This window comes from Massilimicrobiota sp. SW1139 (assembly GCF_012027715.1).
GTDB classification, from domain to species: domain Bacteria; phylum Bacillota_I; class Bacilli_A; order Erysipelotrichales; family Coprobacillaceae; genus Allocoprobacillus; species Allocoprobacillus merdigallinarum.
In genome coordinates, this window is record NZ_SJOR01000011.1 from 23016 (window position 1) to 35747 (window position 12732).

The 12732-nt window shown below is 29.3% G+C and carries 12 protein-coding genes, 1 tRNA gene and 1 pseudogene; 3 read left to right on the plus strand and 11 right to left on the minus strand.

The window, feature by feature from the left end; all coding sequences use genetic code 11:
* Positions 1–83: 83 nt before the first annotated feature.
* Positions 84–386 (plus strand): hypothetical protein, encoded by a 303-nt coding sequence (locus E0K96_RS07535; protein ID WP_168082315.1) that lies wholly within the window; start codon positions 84–86, stop codon positions 384–386.
* 43 nt (positions 387–429) lie between these two features.
* Here the strand turns inward: E0K96_RS07535 and E0K96_RS07540 are convergent, their stop codons facing one another.
* The 3 genes from E0K96_RS07540 to E0K96_RS07550 all read right to left on the minus strand — a co-directional run bounded on the left by E0K96_RS07540 (position 430) and on the right by E0K96_RS07550 (position 3304).
* Entirely contained in the window at positions 430–1902 is a 1473-nt protein-coding gene (locus tag E0K96_RS07540; RefSeq protein WP_087245649.1) for a glycoside hydrolase family 1 protein, read from the minus strand.
* 93 nt (positions 1903–1995) lie between these two features.
* Positions 1996–2865, minus strand: coding sequence for a methionyl aminopeptidase (locus E0K96_RS07545; RefSeq protein WP_087297350.1), 870 nt, complete (start codon positions 2863–2865; stop codon positions 1996–1998).
* Between the two features lie 363 nt (positions 2866–3228).
* Positions 3229–3304 (minus strand) — tRNA-Lys (locus tag E0K96_RS07550).
* Between the two features lie 107 nt (positions 3305–3411).
* Here E0K96_RS07550 and E0K96_RS07555 point away from each other — a divergent pair.
* Complete coding sequence (locus tag E0K96_RS07555) at positions 3412–4923, plus strand: HAD hydrolase-like protein (protein ID WP_168082380.1); 1512 nt, start codon at positions 3412–3414, stop codon at positions 4921–4923.
* A complete protein-coding gene (locus E0K96_RS07560; RefSeq protein WP_129737870.1) occupies positions 4907–5428 on the plus strand; it encodes a phosphatase PAP2 family protein in 522 nt (173 codons plus the stop codon). Before E0K96_RS07555 ends, E0K96_RS07560 begins: the two co-directional genes overlap by 17 nt.
* 61 nt (positions 5429–5489) lie before the next feature.
* Here E0K96_RS07560 and E0K96_RS07565 read toward each other — a convergent pair whose 3' ends face one another.
* The 8 genes and pseudogenes from E0K96_RS07565 to E0K96_RS07595 form a co-directional block, all read right to left on the minus strand.
* Positions 5490–6215, minus strand: coding sequence for a CPBP family intramembrane glutamic endopeptidase (locus tag E0K96_RS07565; RefSeq protein WP_087245442.1), 726 nt, complete (start codon positions 6213–6215; stop codon positions 5490–5492).
* Complete coding sequence (locus E0K96_RS07570; RefSeq protein WP_168082317.1) at positions 6208–7083, minus strand: DUF975 family protein; 876 nt, start codon at positions 7081–7083, stop codon at positions 6208–6210. Before E0K96_RS07570 ends, E0K96_RS07565 begins: the two co-directional genes overlap by 8 nt.
* Positions 7084–7122: 39 nt before the next feature.
* The gene (locus E0K96_RS07575) at positions 7123–7455 is read right to left on the minus strand and encodes a type II toxin-antitoxin system PemK/MazF family toxin (protein WP_087245446.1); all 333 of its coding nucleotides are present in this window, start codon (positions 7453–7455) and stop codon (positions 7123–7125) included.
* A gap of 134 nt (positions 7456–7589) precedes the next feature.
* Entirely contained in the window at positions 7590–7982 is a 393-nt protein-coding gene (tagD, locus tag E0K96_RS12175; protein ID WP_240924469.1) for a glycerol-3-phosphate cytidylyltransferase, read from the minus strand.
* A 78-nt stretch (positions 7983–8060) separates the two neighbouring features.
* Positions 8061–9056: pseudogene (locus E0K96_RS12180) on the minus strand (NAD(P)H-dependent glycerol-3-phosphate dehydrogenase); the annotation flags it as partial.
* Positions 9040–10152: a CDP-glycerol glycerophosphotransferase family protein gene (locus E0K96_RS07585; RefSeq protein ID WP_168082321.1), complete on the minus strand. Its 1113-nt coding sequence runs from the start codon at positions 10150–10152 to the stop codon at positions 9040–9042. The pseudogene E0K96_RS12180 and the gene E0K96_RS07585, both read right to left, overlap by 17 nt.
* Before the next feature lie 298 nt (positions 10153–10450).
* Positions 10451–11635: a CDP-glycerol glycerophosphotransferase family protein gene (locus E0K96_RS07590; protein WP_240924466.1), complete on the minus strand. Its 1185-nt coding sequence runs from the start codon at positions 11633–11635 to the stop codon at positions 10451–10453.
* Positions 11636–11669: 34 nt separating this feature from the next.
* Positions 11670–12692: an acyltransferase family protein gene (locus tag E0K96_RS07595; RefSeq protein ID WP_168082344.1), complete on the minus strand. Its 1023-nt coding sequence runs from the start codon at positions 12690–12692 to the stop codon at positions 11670–11672.
* Positions 12693–12732: the final 40 nt, after the last annotated feature.

Below are 12732 nucleotides of genomic sequence, written 5' to 3' on the forward strand. Positions count from 1 at the left end.
AATTATTATACACTATTTTTTTATGAAATACATCTTTTCATCTACCAAAAATATGTTAAAATATCCTAGAAAGAAGGGATATTATGTTTTTTAGACTTCATGTTATTATTTCAAGTGAAAATGAAAAAGATGAAAAACTGATTAAAGATTTACTTTACCAAATAAGACCAACATTGTCTATTTCACCTGCCAGAGAATATGCTGGTCTTAAAGATCATAGTGAATTTTATGCAACAGACGATATCACACCAGATCAAGTTCAACCCTTATTAGATCAATTGAATAATGATTGGGATGGTACACAGGATGATTGTATCTGTTATGGATTTAACACAAAGATGTTTCATGAACTGATTTATTATTTAGGATTTACTTTATTTGAATAAAAAGTTTTAGGTACTTTTTTAATGACCTAAAACTTTTTTATATTTATAAAAGAATGTCTCCATTACTTTCAATAATCTCTTTATAGCGATAATAAGAATTTTTGATATGACGTTCTAGAGTGCCATGACCATCATTAAAACGATCAACATAAACAAAACCATAACGTTTTTTCATTTCACCAGTACCCGCTGATACAACATCAATAGGTCCCCAATAAAGATATCCCATCACTTCTACACCATCAAGGATTGCTTCATGTACATATTTTAAATGATCTTCAACATATTTCATTCTAAAAGCATCATCAATATGTCCATTTTCATCAAGATTTTCATCTAAACCAATACCATTTTCAACAATAAATAATGGCAAATGATAACGATCATATAAAACATTTAATACATAACGAATACCTTGAGGATCAATTGGCCAAGACCAAGGCTTTGGTGAACATCCTTCAAGATATGGATTCTCTTTTCCAGTCAATCCGCCAGTATCCCCATGAACATCACTTTCTTTATCGTAAGTTGAAGAACGATAATAACTAAAAGAGAAAAATTCAACTGTATTTTCTTTCATTAATTGAAGTTCCTGATGATCCATCACTGGTTCAAAATGATGTTCATTCCAGACACGTTTAACATAACCTGGAATCTCACCAAAACAGAAAGCATCTCCAAAATAGAAATTAGACATTCTTACAGTATCAAATGCACCCCATACATTATCAGGATCACAGTTATATGGATAAGTTGCTACTGATGAACATGTTAACATGCATCCTACTTTGGCTTGTGGATCCACTTCATGACAAAGTTTCACTGTCCAGGCATTGGCTACACATAAATGATAATAAGCCTGCCATTTATCTTCAAATGTTGTTGATCCAATTGGATCTTCAGGATTTTCTGGATTTAATGTCAAAACGCCTCCTGCAACTAAAGGATTACGCATCATATTATTCACTTCATTAAAAGTCAACCAATATTTCACTTTCCCTTTATAACGCTCAAAGACAGTTGTCACATAACGCTTCCAAAAATCAATCAAACGATGATCACGCCATCCTCCATATTCTGTAATAAGATGTAATGGTGTTTCATAATGACTTAATGTAATAACTGGTTCCATATGCAACTCTAACATCTTATCAATTAAGCGATCATAAAATGCCAAACCTTTTTCATTAGGCTCTTCTTCATCGCCATTAGGGAAAATTCTACCCCAGGCAATAGAAGTTCTAAAACAATTAAATCCCATTCCAGCCATTAACTCTAAATCTTCTTCATAACGATGATAAAAATCAATAGCCTCATGACTTAAATAAACCTTATTGGGATCTAGACACATTTCATATTTTTGCTTATCTTGATTCCATTTCAACCCAGGATCTTTAGATCCAATACCAACCATGACATCAGTCACATTAGGAGCCTTTCCATCTTCTAGCCATGCTCCTTCACATTGGTTTGCAGCAACTGCTCCTCCCCATAAAAAATTTTTAGGAAAACTCATTTTATATACCTCCTCTATAAAAAATATTTTACACCTTTTTCAATTGACGATAATCATAATTTCATAAAAAGAAAATACCGAAATTAATCGGTATTACATAGAAAGAATTTCTACTCCTGTATCCGTCACTAAAAGTGTATGTTCCCATTGGGCTGATAATGAGCCATCATCTGTATAAGCTGTCCAATCATTAGAGCCAATATGAATAAAGCGCTCTCCTGCATTAATCATCGGTTCAATTGTTATCACCATACCTGGCACAAGCACAGTTGTAGGACAATGTGGATCAAAATGAAGTACATAAGGATCTTCATGCATAGATAAACCGACACCATGTCCACAAAACTCTCTGACAACACTATATCCATATTGATGTGCATGCGTTTCAATAGCTCTACCAATATCACTAATGGTACTTTTGAATGGTTGAATAGATTCTATCCCCTTATATAAGCATTCACGTGTAACTGCAACCAGCTGTTTAGCTTCATCACTGACATTGCCGATCATGAACATACGTGAGGCATCAGCATAATATCCTTTATAACATGTCGTTGCGTCAACATTAATAATATCTCCATCCTTTAATATCACATCATCACTAGGAATCCCATGACAGACTTCATCATTAACAGATGTACAAATACTTTTAGGATAGCCTTCATAATGAAGATCAGCTGAAGAAGCATCATGACTATTTAAATATTCAACAGTCATATCATCTATCTGCTGAGTTGTCATCCCTGCACAAATATGTTCTTCAATATAATCTAATAACCCATTATTCACAATGGCAGCCTGTCTGATTCCTTCTATTTGCTTATCATTTTTAATCATTGCACGTTTTGGAATAACATATCCCTGTTTTTTTAAATATTGCAGTCTTCCATCAAATTTTTCATGACATTTTTTATATTTTTTATGACTCCCACACCAACATTCATCATTTCCAAATCTTTTCATATCATTTCCTTCTTTCAAGTTAAATATCGCTAACTATAAGTTTAAACCTCTTTTCTCTTATTGTAAATACAATCAAATAAAAAAATAAAAAATCAGAACAAATCTGATTTTTTATGTGTTGTCTTTGTGTGTTAAGAGATTGGTTTTGACAACATGAGATAGTGAGAATTATTCGAAATAAGGTATACCTTTATTTCAACTATTGCATAAACAGAACTGACACTAAGATGACTTACGCAATAGCCACTATCATTCTAACAAAAATAACATATATAAAAATCATTTCGATATGAAATTTATATTAATTTTATGTAAAATATAAATAAAAAAGTCCACAATAACATGCAGACTTTTATTTCCTACTGGTCTCCCCGCACGGGATCGAACCGTGGACCCTCTGATTAAGAGTCAGATGCTCTGCCAGCTGAGCTACGGAGAGATGATTAACGAATATATAATACACTAAACTTTAAGAAAAATCAAGATATTTAAATGGAATATTTACATAATATTTGATATAATGTTAAGCATAAAGGTGGTGATATGATGTATAAACAATCTATTCAAAATATTCAGCTTGCTATTCTTCCATTAGATGGAACTGTTTTTAACTTAAATAGATATAGATACAACTATACACATCATTTCTGCGAGAGCCATCATCTTAGCTATTCTCTAGATGATTTTTATCATCATCTTTCTAACATGTATGATATGTACAAAGACTGTCCTATCCAAACAATCATGAGTGAAGGACTTTTTAATGCAAAAATTGAAAGAGAAATGATGCAATATTTGACATATAAAGGTTTAAAACCAAAAGATGGGCTGTTAGAATTGATTGAATATTTACACCAAAAAAATATTCCTATTGCGATTATGTCTACTCATCGTCAAAAAGATGCCAAAACATATCTTTCTATGTGTCATCTTGATCAGAAAGTTCATTATATTATTGGTAGTGATATGGTCAGCATGCCTCTTCCTGCCACGGAAATTCTTGAAAATATAACTGAACATTTTCATATCAAACCTGAAAACACTTTAGTCATTTCTTCTTTTGAAGCTCTTAATAAAGCAAGTTGTCAATTACATATGAATATCATTTTCTGTGAAGATTTAAAACCAGCTGGAACATATGAAAAAGAAACGTCTTATCAGACCTGTCATAATCTTTTTGAAGTTTTAAATGTGCTTTTATTTGATCGTTATAATGAAATGGATATGTATTCTGCTTTGCTTGGAATGCATAAACATATGTCTAAGCAAGAACTAGAACAAGTCAAAGATAAATGGCAAAAGGACTATCCTGATGATTCACAGTTAAATCAAATTGTGAATCAAACCTATGCATATCATTTATCCCATCTTAATGAACCTGTTGTTAAGGATGGGAGTGTCTATATGCAAAAGACACGTCCTAGAAAAACATTTCAATTTGATGATGAAAATGAACAAAAAGATTTCTTTCAGGAATCTACACCTCAAGAGAAAAAAGAAGAAGACACTTCATCTACAAAAAAACAAACTTTTTCTTCATTAAATAAACAGGAAGAAGAGGAACTCACTGCTCTACTTTCACAAATCAATTATAAAAATCATTCTCCTGTTATTCATGAAGAACAAACAGATGAATCTCAAATTGACATCACAGATGATGAAGAAGATAGTGATACATCTTTTTCATGGTTAGATCTTGTTTTTAATTTTATTTATATTGTTGCAACTTCATTTTTGATTATTTTTGTAGGAATTATTGTTTATATTGCTTTTATTCCTCAATTTGAAAATGATCAGGGGTTCTTCCATATTTTAGCTCTTCTATTTCAAGGATATTATAGTATAATAGAGGCCTGCTTTAAGGTATTCTTTAACAGTTTGCATACTATTATACCTATGATACCATCCTACCAGGATTACTTTATGCATAATCAGATGTTTTCTTTAGATGGTGTTCAACTTTTCAATATTTTTATTTTTCAGATTATTCTTATTAGTTTTATCAAAATCATTATTTATATTTTAAGGAGAGATTCCGATAATGAAGACTATTCTTAATCAAATCCATCGTTTGGATTTACGTGTATCTTTTTACATGATCAGTTTGTATCACCATCATGTACTTAACCGCATTATGAAGTTCATCAGTTCATGTGGTGATTTTGGTATTATATGGCTTATTATTATTTTATTAACCAATGTAATTCCTGCAGCCCGTTCCATGTCTATTCATATGCTGATGGCATTGATTGTTTCTGCGCTTATTGGACAAATTTCTATCAAATCTCTTATCAAAAGAAAACGTCCATGTCATCTGTATCCCGAAGTTCAATTACTTGTTCCAACTCCAAATGACTCATCATTTCCTTCTAGCCACACAACCTCTTCTTTTGCATGTAGCACTATTCTTTTTCTTTTCTTCCCTACATATGGTCTTTTCGCTTATCTTTTTGCCTTTCTTATTGGTTTATCTAGAATTTATTTATTTGTCCATTTTTTGAGTGATGTTATTTGTGGTATGATTTTAGGAATCAGCATTGGAATTCTTATTTATTTGATATAGGCAACCCATTGGGTTGTTTTTTGTATGAAAAAAGGTTTTTGACTTTTCAAAAACCTTAACACTACAATAACACTAAACACATCGAAATGATATTATTCATCATATGCGATAAAATAGGAACATATATATTATTTTGTTTTTCATATAAATAACTTAATGCAAATCCCATCAATCCATAAGAAAAAATTTGTACCCATTCTAAAAGATTGCCTGCAAAAACAGCTGACATAATATGAATAAAACCAAATATAAAGGCTGAAATCAAATGTGCCATCTTTGGATTCCATTCATAAATCCATCCAAAAACAATCCCTCTAAATAACATTTCTTCCACAATAGGTGCCAATATACATGATACAAAAATCATAATCACTGGATACGAAGTTGTGATAGATTCAATTAACTGCTGATTTTCACTTGTCTGATTTCCACCTAATGCCAGTGTCAGCAATCCACCAATAATTTGACAAACATAAATCAATAAAACACCTACAATACAACCATAAAACAAATTGTTTTTGATATTTTTCTTAAAATCTTTAAACTGTTCAATCATACTATCTTTCAATAACCAGCCAGCTAAAACCAATAAGATCAAATCAAAAATAAGATTTAAATAAGCATTTAATTGATTATAATCAAACTGAATATGAAATTGTAAAATAATAAATTTAAACAGAGCACTCAAAATTAATGAACCACAATACATATAAAGTGGTAAAATCACTAAAATAAACATCCATTTCACTTGAGTTGGCACTCTTCTACTAAAATGTTGATTAAACATGATTTTCATCTCCACCGTATGTCTGATGATGATCATAACGATAATATGCTAATTCTTCAAAGAAAATAGCTTTTGATAATTGATAACGTGGTAAATAAGTATAAACCCCAATAATACCTGTAATAATAGCACTTATTAAAGCTCCTAAAATAGGTAAAAACATCAATAATCGATTGAATATCATTTGAATAATCATCAATCCAAGAATCCATCCTAAAAATGAAAGATTTAATTTAATATAATCAAAAATATGTCCTTTCATAAAACGATAAGATTCTTTAATAGCCATTAAATTTGTCATTTGATATCTTTCAAGTAAATATGGAACTGCAAACAAATAAGAAGATATCACAAACACAATAACAATCATAAGCATATAAAACAATATAAATGCAGCTAAAAGTGATGGTGATTGACTGAAAATACTCAATAATACTTGTGTATAATTTCCTGATAATGATATTTCATTAGCAAAACTATCTAATTGAATTCCTGATAAAAAAGCACCAAAAATCATCATTAAAATAAACATAGCAGCAAAAGTAATAAAAAATAAAACAATGTTATTCAATAAATATGTAGAAAACAATCCTTTAAATCTTTTAAACCCTACAAGAGCATCATCATCAGATAATAATGAAGATTGATTTCTAACCATTTTTAATGAACTGACAACATATCCATGTGAAACAGCAATAAAAGCAAGACTTATTATGATATAAATTATGCGTGATAATATATCATGTCCTGTACTAAATAAAGTTGGAATCAATTCCAACAATACTAATATCATAAGAATACGTATATATTGTTGCTTATCAACACTCAACAGTTGATTGGCTCTTTCTTTAATCTTTCTAATATTCATCTCTATCACTCCTTAATTGCAACCATTATATCATATCTCTTATTTAATGTCTAAACTTGTTTTAATGGCCGAATTTACTTTATCCATCAAGGATTCTGACAAGACTCCTAAACGTTCATCTATTCTTTTTTTATCAATTGTTCGTATCTGTTCTAACAAGATGACTGATTTCTTTTCTAAAAATGGTGTTTCAATAATCACATGTGTTGGTAAATCATTTTTTGTCATTCTTGAAGAAATAGGTGCTACAATCACCGTCGTTGAATATTTATTTCCTTTATTGTTTTGTAAGATTAATACGGGTCTATATCCACCTTGCTCACTTCCTATAACTGGCGATAAATCTGCATAATAAATTTCTCCCCTATTCATAATGTCCTCCTATCATACAACTAATATATGAATAGAAAAAGAATTTAGAACAAAAGAAAAAAACATAATGATATATAAAAAGTCCACTATCAAAAGTGAACTCTTTAACTTTATAACATCAATGTTCATGCATTTTATTCATGTAAATCTTTTTTAATACGTGATGTTGAAATTTCAGGTGTTCTAGGCAAATAAACGACTTCAACACCTTGATCACGTAAATAATCAAACTGTCCTTCCCAATCATCACCCATTACAAATACATCAATATGATACTGTTGACAGTCTTCCTTCTTTTGATCCCAGTTTTCTTCAGGTATAACAAGATCAACATATCTCATAGCCTCTAGTAAAGATTTTCTCTCGGTATAACTAAAATAACACTCTTTGTGCTTTTGTAATTTAACAAATTCATCTGTTGATAAAGCAACAATAAGGTAATCACCTAAAGCTTTTGCACGTCTTAATAAATTAATATGTCCATAATGCAAAAGATCAAATGTTCCATATGTAATGACTCTTTTCATTTTTACACCCCTTTGATTTTTCATTTCTCTATTTTCATGAACAAGTTCTAATATTGAAAAAGGAATTTCAGATTTACTTTTTCTCTGGAATAATCTTTGAACCGATAATTGTGGTTCCAAACCAAATTTCACAACATCATATACCGCTCTAATGATTGGCAATTCAACATGGTAACGAGCACTTAAAAGATCTGCAGCATCTAATGCATTAATTCCTTCAACAACCATTCCAACTTTTTTTATGGCTTCATTCACTTCATATCCTTGGCCAATATATGTTCCACATTGATTATTACGACTATTTTGACTTGTACATGTGACAACTAAATCACCTAACCCTGCCAGTCCATAGAAAGTATGAATAGAACATCCCATAGCAATTCCTAAACGTGATATTTCATGAATGCCTCTTGTCACTAAAGCTGCAATCGCATTATCTCCATAACCTAAACCATGAGAAATACCAGCTGCTAAAGCGATAATATTTTTCATAGAACCACAAACTTCTACACCTTTAATATCTTTATTTGTATAAACACGCATAAAAGAACTCGTGAATATATCCTGAACCTTTTGGGCAATCAATTCATCTACTGAAGCTGATACAATAGTAGATGGTAAACCTATTGAAACTTCTTCTGCATGAGTGGGTCCAGATAAAGCAACAATATGACCATATTCAAAATCCATCTGATCTTGAATTTCAGAATAAATGATTTCTGACATTGTCATGAGTGTTTGAGCTTCCATTCCTTTTGCGACATCAACAATAATATGTTCAGGTTTTAAGTAGGGAATTATTTTTCTCGTTGTTTCTCTTACAAAAATAGATGGAACAGCCATAACAATAACTTCTACATCATCTAAAGTATCTGATAAATCACAAGACAATTGTATAGATGAAGAAATAACTGCATCTTTTAATTTAGGATGTTTATGATTTTTTTGAATATATTCAATTTCTTCAGGAATCGCTGACCATGCTTTCACACAATGTTTTTCGCTTAACATGTTTGCAAGCGCTATTCCCCATGTTCCAGTTCCAATAATTGCTATTTTACTCATTGATATCATTCTCCATTTCACATAATTTTTCTACCAGTTCTACAACACGTAATGTACTATGACCATCCTGAATTTCAAAAAATTGATTCTTCATTTTTTGAAACAGATCTTCATCAACATGATAAGTTTGTAATGACTGTACAACGTCTTCTTCACAATAACAAACTGGATAACCTAAATCCCTCACATCTACAAATACCCCTAAATCTTGACAATACTGCTCATAATCAGGAATATAGAAAAGCATCGGTTTCTTTAAAATCATAAAATCAAAAACAATAGATGAATAATCCGAAATCAAATAATCACTTATACAAAATAATTCATGTGTATCTTCATGATTCATATTCAAAATACGATCATCTTTTTGTAAATGATAATTTCCCATTAAAGGATGAAATTTATATATCAACACAAAATCATCGCTTAACTGATTCATCACTTTTTGAGCATCAAAATGAATCGCTGAAAATCCTTTATATATATTTCCTCTAAAAGTCGGTGCATACAAAATAATCTTCTTATTTTTCAGCATTGGATATTTTTGATAAAGTTTTTCTTTCGTTTCATCAATCCATTGTTGATGAAATAATTCATCAGTTCTTGGCATTCCCACAGGCAATACCTGTTCTTGTTGAACACTAAATGCTTGACTATATGCTTCCTTCCAATAAGATGAAGTTGTTAAAACATAGTCATAATTAGAAATAGGATACTGACGTTCAATAACATTACCAAATTTCTTTATAGCTCCACAAGCATGCCATACCTGAATAACTTGTACCCCGCTTCTTTTAAAATGTGAAACCACATAGTTATTATCATGTAAAAAAATAATTTTTGATGTATATACATAATACAATTGTTTCATACAATTAATAAAATATAAAAACTGTCCCCCTAAATTCTTCTTGTAATGAATGAGACATAAACGCACATCATATTTTTCTAGTGGCAATTGTTGATAAATCTTTAAAAAATCAGATGTCAAATGATCATCTTCTAAAGATATAAAAGTGATTCTGTTATTGTGAATCTTAAAAAATGAAATAAAAAAAACTTCAATTTTTAATACTATATTTAAAATAATCTTCTGTAATCCCATATTCAATCTCCTATGACTTCAAATCTATTTTATCATCTTTTTATTCATTAAAAAAGAGTCTATCATAAAATAGATTGATTTCATTCTTTCTTACTACTTATTATCCACATAAATAAAATCACTTATAAAAGTTGCTAACAAATATTTTTTTATTTTTCATCACCATATAAATGGTTATATTACTTTTTATAAAGATTTCAACTTCTTTGATATGATGTTCATCTAAAATAAGAAAAAGCAAGAAGTTCCCTCCTTACTTTCCATCATATAATAAAACTATGTTTCTGATTTCAAAAAATTATTTTATATCTGAAAAAATAATATCAATAACTTTTTGAGCACAATTTCCTGTTTGCCAAGCATTAAATTTTTGATTAAAAGATTCTAAGAATGAATAATCATAAATATTATTTTTAATATCTGCTAAAAGCTTGTTTTCCTCTTCATAAATTTTTCCAGGCAATTCTGTATATATATCTAAATAAAAGCCTCTGAGTTCACCTTTATATTGCTCTAAATCATACATATAGAAATAAATCGGACGATTTAACACGGCATAGTCAAAAAATACACTTGAATAATCTGTAACAAGAATATCACTAAGAACATAAAGCTCATTAATTTCAGATTCAGCTTTCACAGAATACAAAAAGCCGCTTAAAGACTCATCATTTTCATATTTATTAATAATTAAATAATGTGGTTTAAAAACAACAATATAATCATCACCTAAAATATCTTTCCATTTATGAAAATCAGCTTCTAATTCAAATGTATATCCAGAGGCAATATAAGAATTATCACGCCATGTAGGTGCATATAAAACAATTTTTTTATCTAATGGCAAATGATATTTTTTCTTTAACTCTACAACATCTTCTTGTGTTGCATTTGTAATAAAATCATTTCTTGGATACCCTGTCTCAATTAAACGTTCTTTATTAATTTGAAATGATGTTTGAAACACTTCAGTACAAAAAGCATTGGGTGAAATCATATAATTATATCTTTCAACATCTATATCATATGATTTCGTCATTTGTTCAAAAGACATACCCGATCTATAAAACGTTGTATCTTCAGGCGCAATAATATCATGCCCTAATCTTTTTAGAGGCGTTCCATGCCATGTCTGTAAATAAACTTGCCTATCCTTCTTACACATATATGTAGGCATTTTACAATTAATAATCCAGTATTTGGCCTTTGACATATAATAAAAATAAGGCAAGCTAAAATACTCTTTAATTTCTGCTCCATCTATTTTTATATTTTTCTTTTTATGATTTTTAATAAACCAAATAAACCTATAATCATTAAATCTTGGATCTTTTCTCATCTGCTCATAAATAGCCCTTGGATTATCAGAATATCCTCTTCCATGAAAAGATATAAAGATAACCAATTTATCATTAATGGGTATAAATCTATATGTAGCTTTATATGAGATCTTAATGACAAAGCCTACTATCTGTTTTATCATTTTTACAACAAACATTTTAAATATTCACCACCTATTAATGAAAAATCTTTGCTTGTAAGAATCCAACAATTTTATCAAAGTAATATGCTATAAATATTGTCGATATGAATACAAAAAGAAAATAAACCCAGAAATTTTGACTCATTCCAATATTTTCACCTATAATCATAGGTATTCTTTGTAATATATATATACTAAACACATGCTGTCCAAAAAAAGATAAAATAGGATTATTAAAAACAACTTTTTTACTTATTAATACAATTGTTAAGCAAAAGAAAATACCCATAATTTCATAAGCAATTAAACTATCAAACATATAATAATGCGAAACGAAAAAAATCAAAATAGATACAGCCAACATTAAAATATAAATTAACAAATTTTTATCTACTATTCTATCCAATTTATCACGAAAATATGAAAACCACATTCCAGCTGCAAAGCACATAATTGTATTATACCAATTACTCGTTTTTCCTACACGAATAAAAAAATAAATGAGGCCAACGGAACAAATAGTAAATAATATAATCGATAAAGGTGACTTATGATTTGTTATTTTAAATGATAAAAACATACAAACATATAAACTTAATACAACAAATATATACCAATAACTATTTCCCAAGCCCTCCCAAGCTAAAAAAGATAGCAAAACATGTTTAAAACTTAAATCTTTTCCTAAAATAATGGCTAATATCAAAAACAGAAAAACAGCCATATCAAATTGAAATAGTAGTTTTAAAAATCTTTGAGGAATTTTATTGATATAGTTTTCTTTTTTCTTTTTTAATGATTCATACATTCCATAACCTGAAAAAAACAAGAAAGTCGTCACAACTAACTGTTTTAAAAATTGTCGAAAAATCATATAAGAATTATGTAATGATGATGCAGTATCAATATATGTAACAAAATGACTCATAAGAATTAAAAAAACAAAAATACCATTTATTTGTTGAGTCTGTGATATACTCACATAATTATCATTACATTTTACAATTTTTAAATTATACAAACATAACAAACCAAATATAACTAATATAATATCCATTTTCATTTCCTTCCTTTACAGAAACAGTATATCATAAAAA